Here is a 17500-nt window from a genome sequence, read left to right as displayed (position 1 = left end):
CACTGCAATTCATGATAAGTCTCAGGCTAAGACGAACGTGAACGAATTGGCCATTACGGAAGCAAGTCGTCTTGTGGAAGTATTCAGCGGAAAAAGAATCTCCGCAAACAGACCGATCGTCGGAGAAGACGTGTTCACTCAAACCGCGGGAGTTCACGCAGACGGAGACAAAAAAGGAAACTTGTACGCAAATCCGATTCTGCCGGAACGGTTCGGTAGAAAAAGAAGTTACGCGTTAGGCAAGCTTGCTGGCAAAGCGAGCATCTCCGAAAACGTAAAACAACTTGGAATGGTATTAAGCGACGCTGTTCTTCAGAAGGTTCTCGAAAGAGTGATTGAACTCGGAGATCAGAACAAACTTGTTACTCCGGAGGATCTTCCGTTTATCATAGCCGACGTTTCCGGAAGAACCGGTGAAAAAGTTCTTACGATCAAATCTTGTAATATTCATTCCGGGATCGGAGTTCGGCCTCACGCTCAGATCGAATTGGAATATCAAGGAAAGGTTCATAAGGAAATTTCCGAAGGGGACGGAGGTTACGACGCGTTTATGAACGCGCTCACAAAAATTACGAATCGCCTCGGAATCAGCATTCCTAAGTTGATAGATTACGAAGTTCGAATTCCTCCTGGAGGAAAAACGGATGCTCTCGTAGAAACTATGATCACTTGGAGCAAGTCTTTGGATTTGGAAGAAGATCAGACTTTCAAAACGATGGGAGTTCATCCGGATCAAACGATTGCGGCCGTTCACGCGACTGAAAAAATGCTCAATCAGATTCTTCAACCATGGCAAACTTAAAACTTTTACTGGTGGGTATTGGAAACCCCGGCCAAAAATATGCTTATAATCGGCATAACATCGGTTTTGTGATTTTAGATTCTCTTTTAGATTCTTCTTCTGGAAGTTACCAGACGAACTCCAAGTATTCACTTGCAAGAACCGACGAAGAAGGAGTTACGATCTTCTATCTGAAACCTCTCGAATTCATGAACCTTTCCGGAAAGGCGGTCGCCGAAATTGCAAAGAAAAACGGGATTTCTCCGGAGAACATTTTAGTCATTCACGATGAAATCGATTTTGAATTCGGAAAATTAAAACTCAAAGGAGGGGGAGGACATGCTGGACATAATGGCTTGCGAAATATCGTGGAAAGACTTGGAACAAACACATTCTTCCGACTTAGATTCGGTGTCGGAAAACCGTCCACAGCATCGGAAGTTTCGGATTATGTACTCTCTAATTTTTTCCCCGAAGAAAGGGAAAAAATTCCGGAATTAGTCCAAGTGTCTTTGCAAAAAATCTCCGATTGGGTTCGAGAAAGAAAAAACGAATTTCAAAAACTTTCCGATATTCAGTAAGACTATTGTATGGAGAATTCAGTTGGGCGATTATCCTTTCCAATTTCCTAAATTTCCTTCCTCGTTTCTCAATGAAACTGCGGAAAAATTCATAAACTACTTAAAAATTGAAAAGAACTATTCGCAGAATACTATCAACGCTTATAGTATCGATTTGAAATTCTTCTTCGAATTTTGCGAAAAAGAACAACTCGATATACTTCAGATCGAACCGATAGATATCCGGTCTTACTTCGCTTATCTTGCAAAAGAGCAGGATCTCGACCGCAGATCTCAAAGTAGGAAATTATCCTCTCTTAGAACCTTTTATAAAGTTCTCCTCCGAGACGATCAGATCGAATCCAATCCGGCTACGCAGATCAGTTTCCCAAAAGTCAGAAAAGAAGTTCCTAAAAATTTTAGAATCAATGAAACCGAAGAGATTCTGGAATTCGAAGCGGAAAAAACTTCCGAGGTTTTGGAGATTAGAGACAAGGCTATGATCGAAGTTTTATACTCTTCCGGCCTTCGGGTATTCGAGCTTGTAAATGCAAAACTAGGTTCTCTTTCCAAGGATCTAACAGTTCTTAAAGTTCTCGGAAAGGGACAAAAGGAAAGATTTGTGTATTTCGGTAAGGAAGCCGTCGATTCTTTGCGGAAATATTTGGAATATAGAAGCGTTTCCTTTCCGGATGCGAAAGAAATTTTTCTGAATCAAAAAGGAAAGAAACTGACGACTCGAGGCGTGCGTTATATTTTGAATGAGAGAAGAAAAAAAATGGGTTGGGAAAAGAAGATAACACCCCATAAATTCAGGCATACCTTTGCGACCGATCTACTTGACGCAGGGGCAGATATCAGAGCTGTACAGGAATTACTTGGACATTCTTCTCTTTCCACAACTCAGATCTATTTGAGCGTAAGTAAGGAAAAAATCAAAGAAGTTTATAGAAAGGCCCATCCTCATGCCAGAAAATAAAATTCGTTCCACAACCATTCTTTGTGTACGTAAAAACGGAAAAGTCGCCATCGGTGGAGACGGTCAGGTTTCTATGGGAAATACTGTCATGAAAAACACCGCAAAAAAAATCAGAAGGCTCTACGACGGGAAAATTCTTTCCGGTTTTGCGGGTTCGGCTGCGGATGCGTTCACTCTCTTTGAACTTTTTGAAAAGAAGGTTCAAGAATTCGGAGGAAGTATTTCCAGAAGCGCCGTGGAACTTGCAAGAGAATGGAGAACAGATCGAATGCTTCGAAAACTCGAGGCACTTTTAATCGTCGCGGATAAGGAAGAGTCCTTTTTGATTTCGGGAACCGGAGATGTAATTTCACCCGACGAAGGAGTGATCGCGATTGGTTCCGGAGGTAACTATGCATTAGCCGCGGCTAAGGCTCTTTACGATCATACGGATTTGTCTGCGAGAGAAATCGTAGAGTCATCCATGAAGATCGCAGCAAACATTTGTATTTATACGAATGATCATATTACCGTAGAAGAAATTCTTTAAAGATAAAAATATATGACAGATTACTCCAAAGACCAGGACCTTATGTTGCCGATCGAAGAAGAACTGACTCCTCGCCAGATCGTCACAAAATTGGACGAACATATCATCGGCCAGAAAAATGCGAAAAAGGCGGTTGCAATCGCTCTTAGAAATAGAACCAGACGCAAAAAACTGGATCTTGAAATGAGAGAAGAAATTTATCCGAAGAATATTATCATGATCGGACCTACCGGAGTCGGTAAAACGGAAATTGCGAGAAGACTCTCTAAACTCTGCGGGGCTCCATTTTTAAAAGTAGAAGCCACAAAATACACCGAAGTCGGTTATGTCGGAAGAGACGTTGAATCCATGATTCGGGATCTCGCAATCATATCGATGAATCTTGTAAAACAGGAATTTAGAATCAAGGTAGAAGAAACCGCAAAACAAAAGGCGGAAGAGGCTTTGCTTGATATTCTTCTTCCCTTTCCCGTTGAAAATAAATATAATCCCGGGCAAGCCGCCGACTTTACAACTTCTTCTCCTTTTACGGACGAAGAAGAAAGAAAAACTCGTTTTCTCGAAACCAGAGAATTCATGAGAAAAAAATTAAAAACGGGAAAACTAGACGATCAGGAAGTAGAATTGGATCTTCCGAACCCAAGCGTGTCTCAGATTCCGATGCTTCAGGTTTTTGGAGCGGGAAATTTGGATGATTTAGACAATCAACTTCAGAACGTTTTGGGAGATTTGCTTCCCAAAAAAAATAAAAAACGTAAACTCAAAATTCCAGAAGCCCTTAAGGCATTAGAAGAATTCGAAGCGGATAAACTTTTGGATCCGGATAAGGTACAAAGAGAAGCTCTACGAAGAGTGGAAGAAATGGGAATCATATTTTTGGATGAGATCGATAAGATCGCAGGAAGAGAGGGAAAAAACGGAGCAGACGTTTCCAGAGAAGGGGTTCAAAGAGATCTTCTTCCGATCGTGGAAGGCGCCACGGTCAATACAAAGATTGGTCCAGTCAGAACCGATCATATTCTTTTTATAGCCGCAGGTGCGTTTCACATGACGAAACCTTCCGATCTAATTCCAGAATTACAAGGAAGATTTCCGATTCGTGTCGAACTCGAAAAACTTTCGAGGGAAGATTTTGAAAAGATCCTGACGGCTCCTCGTTCTTCTCTCACGAGACAGTACGAGGCTTTACTTTTTACAGATGGAATCCAGTTAGAGTTTTCTTCGGACGGAATTCAAGAAATCGCAAGAATCGCATACGACATGAACGAGAAACACGAGAATATCGGAGCCAGAAGACTCAACACGATTTTAGAACGTCTTCTTGAGGAAGTAAGTTTTGAAGGCCCCGATCTTCCGAAAAATCAGAAGAAAGTAAAAATCGACGGAAAATATGTTACGGATCGTTTGCAAGGTGTGATTCAAGATAAGGATCTCAGTCAGTATATTCTCTAAAAGAACATCTAATGGTTTTGAATTCTTAGAGGTTCAGGTTTATCCGATTCGCTTTTTTAAAGATTTCTAAAAATTCAATTGTATTTTGTTTGGAACCATTCGATTTCTAAAAATCCAAATTTCTGATCTTCAAACGACAGTCTTAAAATTCGATTTCAAAAAGTTGATTGAACGAAAAACAATAAAAAAGTTTTCCAATTTGATTTGACTCGTCTTCGAGAAATAGAATTCTGTGACGCTATGTTTTTTACAATCGAATTCAGCCCGTCCTGTTTCATTCAAATAAAATCAAATATCATTCAGAATCCGTTCTCAAGATCTATTGTAAGCTTTTTAAGGTCTAAGAACGTTTTCCAGCGGATTCGAAAAATTTCCATTTATATTCTTGTTTCGGGCGCCCTGGTTTTGACAAACGGTTGCGAACAAATTCAAAATATTCTCGTGGAAATTTTAGGAGCGTCTGACAAGTATAAGGCGGAAGGAAATACGAATCTTCTTCAGCCCATTTATTCCGGGAAAGACGAGGCCAAGGAAAAAATTTCTATCTCTCTCAAAGAAGTATCTGCCGGTTTCAGGCAGCCTACGGATATACAGTTTCCGCCGGGAGAAACAGAATTTTTTTTGATTACCGAACAAAAGGGTAAACTTCGTTGGGGTAAAGTTCGTAAAAATGAAACCGGAACATTATTGACTTTGAATGTTCTTTCCGTATCGGAACAAGGTTTGCTTGGCCTTGCGTTTCATCCCGATTTTGCAAAGAACGGAAAATTCTATCTCAATTACGTTCTGAAAGTGAACGGAAAAGATACGAGTCGCGTCAGCGAATGGGTCGCGTCTTCCCCAAAAGATTTAGCGAATTCTAAAATTACTTCCGAACGGATTATTATGGAAGTGATTCAGCCTTACCCGAATCACAATGCGGGACAACTTGCGTTTGGTCCGGATCAATATCTCTACGTAGGTTGGGGGGACGGAGGTTGGATGGGCGACCCAAAGAAAAATGGACAAAATCCTAAAACGTTTTTAGGAAGTATGCTCCGTATAGACGTAAACTCAACGGAAAATGGAAAGGGTTATAAGGTTCCTCAGGATAATCCGTTTATAAAAGATTCCTGTTGTGTTCCGGAGACATTCGCATACGGTTTTCGAAACCCTTGGAGATACAGCTTTGATCCCAAAGGGAGATTGATCCTTGCGGATGTCGGACAAGATCTTTGGGAAGAGATCAATATAGTAGAGCGTGGGAAAAATTACGGATGGAACATTAGAGAAGCGAGTCATTGCTTCGATCCGAAGCAGAATTGTAGAGAAGAGGGTCTAACCGATCCGATTTACGAGTACGGTCGTGAAGAAGGACAATCGATCACAGGTGGTTATGTATATTCGAATCCAGAGATTTCAGATCTGAACGGAAAATACATTTTTGCGGACTTTGTTTCCGGCAGAATTTGGGCATTGGAACTTCCAGAGCAATTGGGCCAACCTGCAAAAAAAGTTTATACACTTGGAAAATGGCCGCTACTCATTTCTTCCTTTGGAAGAGATTCTGCCGGAAAAGTATATTTAAGCGATTTTGGGAGTGGAAAAATTTATCGAATCGATCCAAAATAAAAAATTCCGATTTTGTTAAGCGAAATATGCCATAACGTAGAAGTAATGGATAGGCTTTATGAATTTACAATCGGTATTATATACTTAGAAAAAACCGCTCGGATGTTATAGAATCGAATTTAAAGTTTGTCCCAAAATTTTAAAAGGAATTAGTTAACGTAAGTTCGGTATAACAAAATGCGAAAGCGATTATATGTTTCGACCCGTAGGGAGAAACATTGAGTTAAATTCCGAAGGAATTGGAGCATTATGTTGCGATCGTAGGCAGCAACATTGAGTTAAAGCGCGGTCGCGAGCCATTTTATCTATGAAATTCGCGAGCTGCGACGACGACCCGCAGAGCGACCTAAACACCGACCCATAGGAAGGTGTTTGCTGAGTTCAGGAAAGCTCTGCGCCTGAGTTCAGGGAGTCGTTGCACTTTAGTTTCTGATTCGCCCAAACTTTCTTACGACCCTGCTCACGTTAATTAGTCGTCCTTGAAAAAGTTCGATTAGAAATCCATTTTCAAACCGGTGATTGGATACTTCATATAGACGGTCGTTGTTCTCGCACCTGAAGTGATTGTAAGTAAATCGAGCGGATTGAGACCGATGGAATAAAAACCTTCATCAATCATTGCAATTCCGAAACCTGCGCTTTCTTTCTCGTTTAAAAATTCGGGACGAAAGAAATCCGCAGAATTTCCGCGGTCAAAAAGTTCTTTGTGTTTGAGTCTGGACTCTTGAATTCTTTGAAAATCCAAATGATGAATGGGAGAATCATTACGAATTCGAAAACTCAATTCTTCGGAAGTAACACGAATCTTTAACGAGATGTTCATATTGTATTTTTTGATTTTTGCCCGAACATCGGTTAAAAAAGCTTTTTCGCTTTCCGTCAAAGTCTTTTTTTTGGTACGAATTTTGTCTTCCAAAAAGAGAACATTTTGCACCTGCTTCTTTACTTTCTCAGGAACGACATAACGATGCATGGCATCTCGAAGCAGGGAAGTTTCCATAATAATTTTCAGAAGTTCTTCCGCGTCTTGGGGATTGGACTCTCCCTGTTCTAATTTTTTAAGAAGTTCGTCTCGGAAAATTATATGACGAATATTCGCTTTGATCGCATTGAGTAATGCTTCCATAAGTCCGCTGAAAAGATGAAAACCGGCTAAAGGATTTGCTCCGATTTCGGCTAAAATTCCGTTCACGAGTTCGGATAAGATGTCACGAGTGGGTTTTGTTAACCCTTTGAGTTCAAGGTGAAAGAATTTTTTCTTTTTAAGAGTTTCGATATTTTTCAGAATCTCGCTCCCTTTGAGCGCTGTTTTCTGGTTTGCCATATATTCCCACCGAGTTTTTTAGGTATCATTGATGTATAAAGCCTTTTACGCAAGTTTGTTTTAAATCATGGAATCAAAATCTAACATTTTTGAATTGCTCACACCTGACCTTGGAGATACAGATAAAATCGAACTCGTCCACTGGAATGTGAAGTTAGGAGATTCAGTGGAACCAGGTCAGGAAATTTTAGAGCTCGTTACCGATAAGGCATGTTTTCCTATGGAGTCTCCCGTGAAAGGCAGACTAACACAAATCATAAAAGAGAAAGGATCGATTGTCCACAAGGCCGAAGTTTTGGGAATCTTAGAACTTTTCGAATCCGAATGAAAATCCTTCATCTTTCAGATTTACACTTTCCGACTTCGATTCCATTCTTTCAACTCAAGGGAAAGATGTTTGTGGGATACTTAAATTATAATCTTAGAAGAAAGAAAAAATATCCTAAGAATATTTGGGACTCGATTTTAAACTTCATTCGCGAAACGAATCCTGATGCGATCGTCATATCGGGAGATATTACCAACGTATCCCACGAGGAGGAATTCAAAGCGGCCTTAAAAACGTTAAGCGAACTTCCTCAGGAGAAGGTTTTTTATATTCCTGGAAATCACGATCGTTACGTGAGACAATCCGCGGGGGAAAACGCTTTTTATGAAAAGTATTTCTCCAAACTTTCGGGAGAATCGATTTCCAATAATGCGCATTATATTCGAATCAAAAAGATCAAAGATCTTCACTTTGTAGGTTGGGATTCTAGTATTCCTCTTTCGATTCTAAACGCTTATGGAAGAATCCGGCCGGAAGTAGTCATACAAACGAAGAAAACTCTTTTTGAAAGGAAAATTCGAAATTACGTTCTCGTATGTCATCATCCGATTTGGAATCCGGCGAATAGACAAGAAACTGTACATCATAAATTGCTAAATCGGGAAGAGATCGCTTCCTTATTAAAGGAACAACCCCCGCTTGTTTATCTACACGGTCACGTTCACACGAACTGGGTAAAATTTCCAGGGAACGAATTGCCTTATTATGTGGTGAATTCCGCCTCAAGCACACGTCTTTCCGATACAACACATGAAAGCGGATTTCATCTGTTAGAAATTCAAAAGCAGAATGTAGAAATTCAAAGATATACTTACAATTTGGAAAAGTCTAAGTTTACGGAAACCCCCCTGGTTTCCTATTCAGAAAAGGAATAGAATGACAACGATTGAAGCGGCTAAAATTCAAAGAGAATTGACCAAGATTAAACATCCAGAACTCAAAAAGGACATCGTTTCCCTCGGTATGATCGGCTCTCTCGATATCCAAGAAGGAGAAACGAATATTCTTCTCAAAACCCCGAACCAAGATAGAAGGGTTCAGATCGGTCTGGAAGCACAGATCCGTCAGATTCTTACCAAACTGGAAGGAATCGGAAAAGTGAAGATTAAATTCGAAGTGGATCCCAAACTTGTTCTCGATGATTCCAATAAAATTCCGGGTGTTATGAATGTGATCGCAATTGGTTCCGGAAAAGGCGGAGTCGGTAAGTCGACTGTTACGGTGAACCTTGCCGCAGTTGCGGCCTCTCTTGGATACAAGGTTGGAATTTTAGACGCGGATATTTACGGACCCTCCATCGGGAAAATGTTCGGAGTCAACGGAAGAGTCGCGTTGAAAGCCGAAGAAGATAAAATTTATCCTTTGATAAAAGACGGAATCAAACTCATTTCGTTCTCCTTTTTGATCGATGAAAAACAGCCAGTTGTCTGGAGAGGACCGATGCTTGGAAAAGCTGTGGAACAATTTCTCTATGACATTGTATGGGATGAACTTGATTATCTTTTTATTGATCTTCCGCCAGGAACGGGAGACGTTCAACTTTCACTCGCTCAGTTGATTGATTTAAACGGCGCCGTGATTGTAACCACACCTCAATCGGTCGCACTTCTGGATGCAACTCGAGCTTCTGCAATGTTCTCTCAAGTGAAAGTTCCGATACTTGGGGTTGTTGAAAATATGAGTGAGTTCATTTGTCCTAAGTGCGGACATGCTTCTGCCATATTTAGTAAAGGCGGAGGGCAGAAATTAGCCGAATCATCCGAAGCAAGTTTTCTTGGTGGCATTCCTCTTACAATGGACATCATGAATGCCGGAGAAGACGGTAGTCCTGTTGTACTCAAGGATAAAGAAGGTCCCGTGTATCAAGCTTACAAAACTATATTTGATAACTTAAATGAGGAAATAAAAAAGTGGGAATAATACGAGCTTTGGAGTCTGTTGTACATAGATATGGGAGGTGAACCTTGAAGTTTGAAAAAGGATCCGAAAAAAAACCTACGGGTAATTTAATCGTATATTGCAACGTATTTGGCGAAAACCCTCTCAGCCCCGGAGGAAAGATAATAGCGTCTAACGTAGTGGTGAGCTTTCTAAAAATCGGAGAAAATTTTCCCGTCGTGACATTCCCGCCCGTGTCATTGGAAAGTTATGAAGAACTAAAGAAAATCATCTCAGAAAATATAGAGAAATACGATGTGATTAAGATCCGAGACTTCGAGATGCCTACTTCCAAAGAAGCTTCCAATGATTATATTCAGGAAAGAATGGATCAGTTCAACAGTGTCGTGATCAAATATGTTGAGATTTGTAAAAATCGGGAAATAGGCGGAGGGTTGGTCGATTTTCCGGAAGAAGAAAGCGGTGTCAGGGAATATCTAGACGCACTTGCAAATCTTTCTCTGAAAATCAGGAGATCTACGGGAATTGCGAGAGAAGCATCCTTGATCAAAATGGATCAACTCGTGGAAAATTTCTCTACCAAACATCCGGAATTCGACTTGGACAATTTCAAAAAGGCTCTTTCTTTACCCGGACAAACCGGAGAAGAACTGATCGGACTTTATCTTCAGAAGTTCAACGCAATCTCGAAAGAGAACTACGAAGACGCATCTACTCTCAAGAAAAAAATCCACGACATAGAATACTTCGCTTAATAAAAATGATTTTCCATCTCAAGGTTGTTACGAGGAGTCCATCGTGGATATAAGTCCAGCTCCATACCTAAAAGCCTAAAAATTCTTTCGCTGATGAAATCGCCCAAATCCTCCAGTGTTCTAGGCATCTGATAAAATCCGGGAGAAGCAGGAAGGATAATTCCGCCTGCGTCATGAAGTTCCAGCATATTTTTCAAGTGAATCCGATTGTAAGGCGTTTCTCTGGGAACGAGCAAAAGAGTCCTTCTTTCTTTCAAAGTAACATCGGCCGCTCTTTCGATAAGATTCTCTGTCATACCCGCATTAATCGAAGCGATCGTCTTCATGGAACAAGGAAGAATCACCATCCCTTTCCAAGAATTGGAACCCGAACCGATATCCGCTCCTATATCAGCAAAATTGCGGATTTCAAACACATGAGAAGTATTCTGAATCTTATATTTCGAAATTATAAAGTCTAAAAGTTCTTTCGGCGAGGAAACCTTACATTCCATTTCTTCTCGGAATACTCTAAGAGAAGCTGGACTGCAGATGAAAAACGTAGTCCCTTCGATCGTAAGAAGTGCTTTGACAAATCTTTCGGCGTAAATGGAACCGCTCGCTCCGGCCATTCCTAAAACAAGTCTCATTTTAAATACGCTTTGCCGTCAAGAATCGCAAGATAAAAAATCCGATCCAACAATAATCCCGTGAAGAGAATCAAGGATATGTAAGAATGAAACCGATAGAATTTTGCAGGAAGAAGATTTTCTCCGGAAGCTCTCGCGATTTTATGTTCTTGAAATAGGAGATATCCCGTAGCCACCAAAAAAATTAAAAAGATCGGTCCGAGATTCGAAACGATTCCAGCCGCAAATAAAAAGCAAATGCAAAAGACGTGGCTTACAATTGCGATCGAAAGAGAATTTTTTCTTCCGAACCTTGCAGGAATCGAATAAAGACCTTCCTTTCGATCGAAATCCTGATCTTGAAGAGCGTAAAGAATATCAAACCCCGCGAGGTTGAAAGCAAGTCCAATTGTCCACAGAATCGGTTCTAAAACGATTTCTTCTCGTATCGCGACCCAAGTTGCAAGAGGTGCCAGACCAATCGAAAAGCCTAAAATGAAATGGCAGAGCCAAGTAAATCTTTTTGAAAAAGAATATCCCAAAAGAATCATAAGAGTTGGAAAAGAAAGTCTCCAGGTCATGGGATTGATGAACCAACTCGCAATAAAAAATCCTAGAGAAGACAAAACGACGAACAATATCGCGGAACGTTTTGAAATTTTTCCCGCTGGAATTTCTCGTTTTTTGGTGCGTTCGTTTTGTGCGTCGATGTCCGTGTCCACGATTCGATTGAAACCCATCGCCGCGGACCTTGCAAACACCATCGAAAACAAAATAAGAATCGAAAGAATCGTCCAATCCAAAACGGATTTTCCGTGTGTCTTTAAGAACGCAAGAATAAATGCGATTCCCGCAAAAGGGAGAGCGAACAGTGTATGAGAAAATTTGATGAGACTTCCATATTGCTTCAGGGAGGTTAGCGATGTGTTCATGGGGATAGGATTTTAAAATTCCAAGGTTCTTTTCCTACATAAAATCCAAGAGAAAGTTTAAAAAGCGATGATTTTTTCCGCCTTTTTAAAAAGGATACGTTTATGATCGTAGCCTCGACAAAAAGTTCCGTATCCGCAGAACCGATTCGTTCTTTTCTCCAAAAAATCATTCAAGAACCGAAGCAACATTCTAGATGGTTAAATACGATCTCCTTTTTGGAACATATCGGTTCCAGGAAAATTCTTGCTACACAAAGCGGGATCGGAACGGGAGAGATGATTCTTAGACACGCGTCAGAGGAGGCAAGACACGCACATTTTTTCAAACGGATGAGCGAACGAATTTCTCCCGGTTCTTGCCCGGATTATCAAACTGGAAATTTGCACTGCGGTTTTTCGGCATTTTTATATTTTCAGAGACTAGACGGAATGGTTTTGAAAAATCTGAACGTTTCCGGAATTCAAGGCAAAAAACAATCTTTCCTTTCCTATCTTTACGTAACTCATCTCATCGAGGAAAGAGCGGATTTTCTCTACAAAGAATACGATCAGATTTTGAAAGAGAATCAAATTCCTGTAAGTTTAAAAGCGGTTCTTAAAGAGGAAGAATTTCATCTCGCGGAAATGCAAGCGACATTGATAACAGAAGATCCCGAATACGGAACACGTTACGCTCTCTTTCAAGAAAAGGAGGAAAAAAATTACCTGAAGTTCGAAAAAGCTCTATTAAAGTCCGTAGGACTCGGTTGACTTAAGATGTTTCGAACGATTTTCAGAGATGCTTTTATCGTCCTTCTGGCGTTTTGTATATTCTGTTTTTCAAATGTATTTTCGGAAACTGGCGGACTCAAAGATCGTCCTATCAGCATTGTACTCGTTTGCAAACCTTCCGCCAAAGAGGATAAAACCAGGTATTACAGATCCACTTCTTTATTTTTTAAAAGGCTTAAAAATAAACGGGTCCAGGAGAATGGGACCGCGTATTTAGTCGGTTACGGTTCATTTTCCTCCGAAACCCCTGCGGAGCAATTAAAACTTGCTGGAGAAAATGGATACGATCTGTATATTTTTCCGAAAGATGTAATAGAAAATCTGCCTACATCCCAAGACGGAGTCGTGCCTTGGATTAGTTTTCTTGTAGAAAAAAAGGAAGTCGTAAAAATTGAAAAAAGTACGAATCCAAAATCCAAAATCGGAAAACCTGTAAAAAACAAGAAAGGCAAACAAACAAACTCCGTCAAAAAAGATTCTAAGAAAAAAATAGAATCCTCAATTTCACAATCAACATCTCAAACGCAAACGATCGCTACGACAACACAATCCGCGACAAACAACAAAATCAAAAACGATTCTTTCGAATTGAGTTTTGACACTTTAAAGTTTTGGTTTTCTACGAATGCCAATCCGATAGAGTTTCCTTGGGAATCGGATAAAATTTTTTTCCTACTCGGAGATAAAACCCCACAAGATTCTTTTTCCGAAAAAGCGGAAGACACAACTCTGATCCGGCTCTTAAATTTTCCGCAGGACTTAAGATTTAACGATGGGATTTATGATACCGGTTGCGCGTCTTCTCGAATTCCGAACGGGGTTTCTGTCTTACATTTTTTCTTTCGGGGAAATCGGTTGATTCGCCTCAGACAAGAAAGTTTTTCTCTCAATAGCGACGGTTCCGGTAAATCCTGGGAACTGGAGTGACGATTTTACTTTTCGCTTCGGCCTGTCCCGGAAAATCTGGACTTCATGAGTCTGAATTGCGGTATTGTCGGCCTTCCCAATGTAGGTAAATCTACTATTTTCAACGCCCTTACAAAAGCGGGCGCGCAGATGGAAAATTATCCGTTTTGTACCATCGAACCTAACAAAGGAATTGTGGAAGTTCCCGATTCAAGACTGGATCGACTTGCGGAAATCGCAAAACCTCAAAAGGTCGTTCCCGCTATCATAGAATTTGTGGACATCGCCGGTCTTGTCAAAGGCGCTAGCCAAGGAGAAGGTCTTGGTAATAAATTTCTTTCCCATATCCGAGAAGTGGATGCGATTTGTCACGTTGTGCGCGCTTTTGAAGACGAAAACGTTACCCACGTTCACGGGAAAATAAATCCTGTGGACGACGCGGCAGTTGTAAACATGGAATTGATTTTCGCGGATTTAGATAGTGCGGACAAACAGTTTCAAAGAATTTCAAAAAATGCGAAGAATGGAAACAAAGAAGCACAGGAACAAACTTCCGTTCTCGAAAAAATCTTAACTCTTTTAAAGGCCGGAAAACCTGCGAGACTCGCCTCATTGAAAGACGAGGAAAAAAAGATCGCAAGAAGCTTTCAATTGATTACTTTAAAACCGGTTATGTATGTGGCAAATATCGCGGACAAGGACGCTGCAAAAAAAGATACTCCTTTGCTTACTCAAATCAAACAGATGGCAAAGGAAGAAAACGCCGAACTCGTGATCCTATGCGGCCGTTTCGAAGAAGAGATTTCCGGTTTGAACCGTAATGAACAACTCGACTTTTTAAAAGAGATCGGAGAAACTGAAAGTGGTCTAGATCGTATGATTAAAACCGCATATAAACTTCTCGGTTTGATCACGTTTTTTACAGCCGGGGAAATGGAAGTGAGAGCCTGGACGACTCCTTGGAACAGTACCGGACCTAAAGCGGCTTCCGTGATTCATTCCGATTTTGAAAAGGCATTCATCCGGGCCGAGGTTATGAGTTATGAAGACTTGGACAGAGCCGGAACTCAAACAAAAGTAAAGGAAGAAGGCAAACTTCGAATCGAAGGAAAAGAATACGTAGTACAAGACGGAGACGTTGTCTATTTTCGAATCAACGCTTGATGAAATCCTATCCTTACGACGTTTTTCGTTTGGGGAACTGGCGACTTGTCGCTTTCGGCCTAAAATTCAAGGATAGGCAAACGTATTTTGCGTGTGGGCGATCGTTTTAAGAACGAAAAAACAAAGGTGAGGAAATCTATTTCCTTTACGACAGTGAAATCTAAAACAAACTTCATCGATCCAAAACTTCTGATCGAACTCAGAGAAAACCTGCTTTCTTGGTTTCAAAAAAACAAAAGAGAGCTTCCTTTTCGAATCAATAAAAACGCCTATCGAATTTGGGTAAGCGAGATCATGCTTCAGCAGACTCGGGTCGCCGCGATGCTTCCGATTTATGAGACATTCTTAAAACGATTTCCGGATCCGAAAGCGCTGCAAGACGCGTCGGAAGAAGAAGTGATGAAATACTGGAAAGGACTCGGTTATTATTCGCGAGCTCGAAATTTAAAAAAGGGAGCGGGGCTTCTCGTTGAAAATACGAAGGCCGTTTTCCTGAATGTTATGAAGAGGCTCTTTCGATTCCTGGAGTAGGAAGTTATACAGCCTCCGCTGTTTTGTCAATTGCTTATGGAAAACCCTATGCCGTTTTGGACGGGAATGTGAAGCGCGTATTATCGCGATTGTTTCTGATCGAATCCGATCCTAATTCAAGTTCTACCAATCAGGCACTCGGAGACCTCGCTCAAAAATTTTTAACACCTGATGCCCCTGGAGATCATAACGAAGCGATGATGGAATTGGGAGCGCTTGTTTGTATTCCAGTTCCGAATTGTTCCGTGTGTCCATTCGAAAATCATTGTGAAGCAAAAAGAGTCGGAAAAGAAAAGGAAGTCCCGGCAACTAAATCGGTGGAAAATTGGGTAGATTTGGACCTCAACTTTCTTTTTTTGAAATCGTCCGGTCGTATTCTTTTGGTCAAATATACAACTCGAAGATTTTTCAAGACGATCTATTCATTGCCGTTTCGATTGGAAGGGAAACATCCTTATGAAAAAGACGAATGGGTGGAAGAATTATTCGCCGATTCCAGAGTGATACAGAATTCTCTGCGATCAAGGCATTCCATCACTAATCATCGAATTCGGTTGAAGTTCAGCGAACTCGATGAAAAGAACGTTATTCGAATCGAAAAAAGCCTTCAAAAGAGAAAGGATATCCAATTCAAATGGGTAAACGAATTGGATCTTAAGGAAGAATTTCCGTCTTCTATATCTGGAAAATTGATCAGACTCAGAAATAAAAACAAAAAACAACCGGAACTTCCGGTGGGAAATTTATGAAACTTCGATCCACAGCGGAATTCGTAAAGGAATTACAAAAGCAAAAGGAACTCCTCGTCATAGAAGAGGAAGTGGATCCAGTATTAGAATTAGCTGAAATTCAAAGAAGGGTCGTTTCTAAAAGAGGACCGGCAATTCTTTTTAAAAACGTAAAAGGCTCCCACTTTAGCGTTGCGACTAACCTCTACGGTTCCGAAAAAAGAATGAAAATTGCGTTCGGAGAGGATCCAATCAAGTTCGTACAAAAAATTGCACATACGATTCAGCATATTCTTCCACCAACCCCGGCTAAGATTTGGGCTTTGAGAAATGTCGCGTTTCAAGCGCTGCGAGTCGGACTCAAAAAAGTAAACGCGGCGCCGGTTCTTGAAAATACATTAGATTCTTTGCATGAACTTCCTACAATCAAGTCCTGGCCGAAAGACGGAGGAAATTTCGTTACTCTTCCTTTGGTTTATACGGAAAGTCCAAAGACTGGAAAGGGAAATCTGGGAATGTATCGAATCCAAATTCACGGACCGATGGAAACCGGAATGCATATCCAGATCCACAGAGGCGGAGGCAATCATTACTACGAGGCCGAAAAGGAAGGCTTACCTCTTCCAGTGCATATTTATACGGGGGGTCCTCCTGGTTTGACAATCGCCGCCGTCGCTCCTTTACCCGAGGAAATCAGCGAACTGATTCTCGCCTCGCTTTTGTTAGGCGAAAAACTCAAAATCAAACGAGACAAGAATGTTTCTTCTCTTCCGATCGTAGCGGATGCGGACTTTCTGATCCAGGGTATAATTCCTCCTAAAATTCGAAAGCCGGAAGGGCCGTTCGGAGATCATTACGGATATTACGCGTTAAAGCATGATTATCCGATCGTCCAGGTTCAAAAAATTTATCATCGTAAAGACGCAATTTGGCCTGCGACTGTGGTAGGTCGTCCTCCTCAGGAAGATCATTGGATCGCCGAATATCTCCAAGATCTTTTATCTCCATTATTTCCCGTGGTAATGCCCGCGATAAGAGGGATTTGGGCTTACGAAGAATCCGGGGTGCATTCTCTTGCGGCCGCTATAGTTAAGGAAAGATACCAAGGAGAAGCATTCACCGGCGCACTTCGAGTTTTAGGAGAAGGGCAACTTTCCCTTACAAAGGTATTACTCGTAACGGATCAGAACGTGAATCTGAAAAATTTTAGAGAAACGTTTATTACGGTATTAGAAAGAATAAATCCGATTACGGATATTCATATTTTCGCGAACATCTCTCAGGATACGCTCGATTATACGGGACCCGCTGTGAACCAAGGAAGTAAGACGGTCCTTTTAGGTTCTGGTAAAAAGAAAAACGATTTAAAAAACCGATTCAAAGGAAATTTTGTACATTCTTCCTTTAAAGACCCAAAGGTTCCCTACCCAGGAGTTTTAGTCGTTTCCGGACCTAGATACAAAATGAAAGACGGAATCCCTTCTAAACTTTTGAAGGAAAAGTTGATCCGAGATTTTCTATTTGTATTCCTTGTGGACGACTCGGAAGACGCGACCCGTTCCGATCACGATTTTATCTGGTCGATCTTTACCCGCTTTGAACCTGCCGGAGATATTTATGCGGATACGAAATTAATTCGAAA

General features: G+C 41.0%; 17 protein-coding genes and 1 pseudogene (2 of these 18 running past the window's edge). 15 read left to right on the top strand and 3 right to left on the bottom strand.

Going from position 1 to position 17500, the window contains the following annotated elements; translation table 11 throughout:
* The 6 genes from cimA to LEP1GSC062_RS14630 form a co-directional block, all read left to right on the top strand.
* Positions 1–802, top strand: the 3' portion of a protein-coding gene (cimA, locus tag LEP1GSC062_RS14655; RefSeq protein WP_010578971.1) for a (R)-citramalate synthase CimA. The gene continues 749 nt to the left of window position 1, outside the view; 802 of the gene's 1551 nt are visible here — the last part of the coding sequence; the start codon falls outside the window, past its left edge; its stop codon occupies positions 800–802.
* Complete coding sequence (pth, locus tag LEP1GSC062_RS14650; protein WP_002634451.1) at positions 790–1362, top strand: aminoacyl-tRNA hydrolase; 573 nt, start codon at positions 790–792, stop codon at positions 1360–1362. The genes cimA and pth overlap by 13 nt, the downstream gene beginning before the upstream one ends.
* A gap of 22 nt (positions 1363–1384) precedes the next feature.
* Complete coding sequence (xerC, locus tag LEP1GSC062_RS14645) at positions 1385–2320, top strand: tyrosine recombinase XerC (RefSeq protein WP_010578970.1); 936 nt, start codon at positions 1385–1387, stop codon at positions 2318–2320.
* Entirely contained in the window at positions 2307–2849 is a 543-nt protein-coding gene (gene hslV / locus LEP1GSC062_RS14640; protein WP_010578969.1) for an ATP-dependent protease subunit HslV, read from the top strand. The genes xerC and hslV overlap by 14 nt, the downstream gene beginning before the upstream one ends.
* A gap of 12 nt (positions 2850–2861) precedes the next feature.
* Positions 2862–4301, top strand: coding sequence for an ATP-dependent protease ATPase subunit HslU (gene hslU, locus LEP1GSC062_RS14635; RefSeq protein WP_020984665.1), 1440 nt, complete (start codon positions 2862–2864; stop codon positions 4299–4301).
* A 240-nt stretch (positions 4302–4541) separates the two neighbouring features.
* Positions 4542–5912 carry a PQQ-dependent sugar dehydrogenase gene (locus LEP1GSC062_RS14630; RefSeq protein WP_020984666.1) on the top strand — a complete coding sequence of 457 codons (1371 nt, stop codon included), beginning with the start codon at positions 4542–4544 and terminating at the stop codon, positions 5910–5912.
* A gap of 493 nt (positions 5913–6405) precedes the next feature.
* Here the strand turns inward: LEP1GSC062_RS14630 and LEP1GSC062_RS14625 are convergent, their stop codons facing one another.
* The gene (locus LEP1GSC062_RS14625) at positions 6406–7236 is read right to left on the bottom strand and encodes a hypothetical protein (RefSeq protein ID WP_020984662.1); all 831 of its coding nucleotides are present in this window, start codon (positions 7234–7236) and stop codon (positions 6406–6408) included.
* A 67-nt stretch (positions 7237–7303) separates the two neighbouring features.
* Here LEP1GSC062_RS14625 and LEP1GSC062_RS14620 point away from each other — a divergent pair, with 67 nt between their 5' ends.
* Genes LEP1GSC062_RS14620 through LEP1GSC062_RS14605 form a run of 4 tightly spaced genes read left to right on the top strand, consistent with a single transcriptional unit; the run spans position 7304 to position 10218 of the window.
* A complete protein-coding gene (locus tag LEP1GSC062_RS14620) occupies positions 7304–7564 on the top strand; it encodes a lipoyl domain-containing protein (protein ID WP_010578967.1) in 261 nt (86 codons plus the stop codon).
* Positions 7561–8439 carry a metallophosphoesterase family protein gene (locus tag LEP1GSC062_RS14615; RefSeq protein WP_010578966.1) on the top strand — a complete coding sequence of 293 codons (879 nt, stop codon included), beginning with the start codon at positions 7561–7563 and terminating at the stop codon, positions 8437–8439. Before LEP1GSC062_RS14620 ends, LEP1GSC062_RS14615 begins: the two co-directional genes overlap by 4 nt.
* Position 8440: 1 nt before the next feature.
* Positions 8441–9484: an Mrp/NBP35 family ATP-binding protein gene (locus LEP1GSC062_RS14610; protein ID WP_010578965.1), complete on the top strand. Its 1044-nt coding sequence runs from the start codon at positions 8441–8443 to the stop codon at positions 9482–9484.
* Positions 9485–9528: 44 nt separating this feature from the next.
* Positions 9529–10218 carry a hypothetical protein gene (locus tag LEP1GSC062_RS14605; RefSeq protein ID WP_020984681.1) on the top strand — a complete coding sequence of 230 codons (690 nt, stop codon included), beginning with the start codon at positions 9529–9531 and terminating at the stop codon, positions 10216–10218.
* Here the strand turns inward: LEP1GSC062_RS14605 and LEP1GSC062_RS14600 are convergent.
* Together LEP1GSC062_RS14600 and LEP1GSC062_RS14595 are read right to left on the bottom strand one after the other, a co-directional pair.
* The gene (locus tag LEP1GSC062_RS14600) at positions 10215–10847 is read right to left on the bottom strand and encodes a UbiX family flavin prenyltransferase (protein WP_010578963.1); all 633 of its coding nucleotides are present in this window, start codon (positions 10845–10847) and stop codon (positions 10215–10217) included. The genes LEP1GSC062_RS14605 and LEP1GSC062_RS14600 overlap by 4 nt on opposite strands.
* Positions 10844–11758, bottom strand: a complete 915-nt coding sequence (locus LEP1GSC062_RS14595; protein ID WP_010578962.1) for a 4-hydroxybenzoate octaprenyltransferase — start codon at positions 11756–11758, stop codon at positions 10844–10846. Before LEP1GSC062_RS14595 ends, LEP1GSC062_RS14600 begins: the two co-directional genes overlap by 4 nt.
* Before the next feature lie 102 nt (positions 11759–11860).
* On the opposite strand from LEP1GSC062_RS14595, the gene LEP1GSC062_RS14590 reads away from it, so the two are divergent.
* From LEP1GSC062_RS14590 to LEP1GSC062_RS14565, 5 genes and pseudogenes are all read left to right on the top strand, one after another.
* Positions 11861–12508 carry a hypothetical protein gene (locus LEP1GSC062_RS14590; protein ID WP_039942214.1) on the top strand — a complete coding sequence of 216 codons (648 nt, stop codon included), beginning with the start codon at positions 11861–11863 and terminating at the stop codon, positions 12506–12508.
* Positions 12509–12514: 6 nt separating this feature from the next.
* The gene (locus LEP1GSC062_RS14585; protein WP_020984663.1) at positions 12515–13456 is read left to right on the top strand and encodes an LIC11612 family fibronectin-binding protein; all 942 of its coding nucleotides are present in this window, start codon (positions 12515–12517) and stop codon (positions 13454–13456) included.
* A gap of 45 nt (positions 13457–13501) precedes the next feature.
* A complete protein-coding gene (ychF, locus tag LEP1GSC062_RS14580; RefSeq protein ID WP_010578960.1) occupies positions 13502–14599 on the top strand; it encodes a redox-regulated ATPase YchF in 1098 nt (365 codons plus the stop codon).
* A gap of 153 nt (positions 14600–14752) precedes the next feature.
* A pseudogene (mutY, locus tag LEP1GSC062_RS22010) lies at positions 14753–15879 on the top strand (A/G-specific adenine glycosylase).
* On the top strand, positions 15876–17500 hold the 5' portion of the coding sequence (locus tag LEP1GSC062_RS14565) for a UbiD family decarboxylase (protein ID WP_010578959.1). The gene runs 133 nt beyond the window's last position; the window shows 1625 of its 1758 coding nt (coding positions 1–1625); the start codon lies at positions 15876–15878; its stop codon lies off the right edge, out of view. The pseudogene mutY and the gene LEP1GSC062_RS14565 overlap by 4 nt, the downstream one beginning before the upstream one ends.

Source organism: Leptospira alexanderi serovar Manhao 3 str. L 60, assembly GCF_000243815.2.
Taxonomy (GTDB): Bacteria; Spirochaetota; Leptospiria; order Leptospirales; family Leptospiraceae; genus Leptospira; species Leptospira alexanderi.
The sequence above is the reverse complement of the archived record's forward strand: the minus strand, read 5'-3'. Positions and strand labels throughout refer to the sequence as shown.

Coding starts and splice junctions, on each gene's coding strand:
- pth (WP_002634451.1), top strand. CDS start 790: ATGGCAAACTTAAAACTTTTACTGGTGGGTATTGGAAACCCCGGCCAA.
- hslV (WP_010578969.1), top strand. CDS start 2,307: ATGCCAGAAAATAAAATTCGTTCCACAACCATTCTTTGTGTACGTAAA.
- hslU (WP_020984665.1), top strand. CDS start 2,862: ATGACAGATTACTCCAAAGACCAGGACCTTATGTTGCCGATCGAAGAA.
- LEP1GSC062_RS14630 (WP_020984666.1), top strand. CDS start 4,542: ATGTTTTTTACAATCGAATTCAGCCCGTCCTGTTTCATTCAAATAAAA.
- LEP1GSC062_RS14625 (WP_020984662.1), bottom strand. CDS start 7,236: ATGGCAAACCAGAAAACAGCGCTCAAAGGGAGCGAGATTCTGAAAAAT.
- LEP1GSC062_RS14620 (WP_010578967.1), top strand. CDS start 7,304: ATGGAATCAAAATCTAACATTTTTGAATTGCTCACACCTGACCTTGGA.
- LEP1GSC062_RS14615 (WP_010578966.1), top strand. CDS start 7,561: ATGAAAATCCTTCATCTTTCAGATTTACACTTTCCGACTTCGATTCCA.
- LEP1GSC062_RS14610 (WP_010578965.1), top strand. CDS start 8,441: ATGACAACGATTGAAGCGGCTAAAATTCAAAGAGAATTGACCAAGATT.
- LEP1GSC062_RS14600 (WP_010578963.1), bottom strand. CDS start 10,847: ATGAGACTTGTTTTAGGAATGGCCGGAGCGAGCGGTTCCATTTACGCC.
- LEP1GSC062_RS14595 (WP_010578962.1), bottom strand. CDS start 11,758: ATGAACACATCGCTAACCTCCCTGAAGCAATATGGAAGTCTCATCAAA.
- LEP1GSC062_RS14590 (WP_039942214.1), top strand. CDS start 11,861: ATGATCGTAGCCTCGACAAAAAGTTCCGTATCCGCAGAACCGATTCGT.
- LEP1GSC062_RS14585 (WP_020984663.1), top strand. CDS start 12,515: ATGTTTCGAACGATTTTCAGAGATGCTTTTATCGTCCTTCTGGCGTTT.
- ychF (WP_010578960.1), top strand. CDS start 13,502: ATGAGTCTGAATTGCGGTATTGTCGGCCTTCCCAATGTAGGTAAATCT.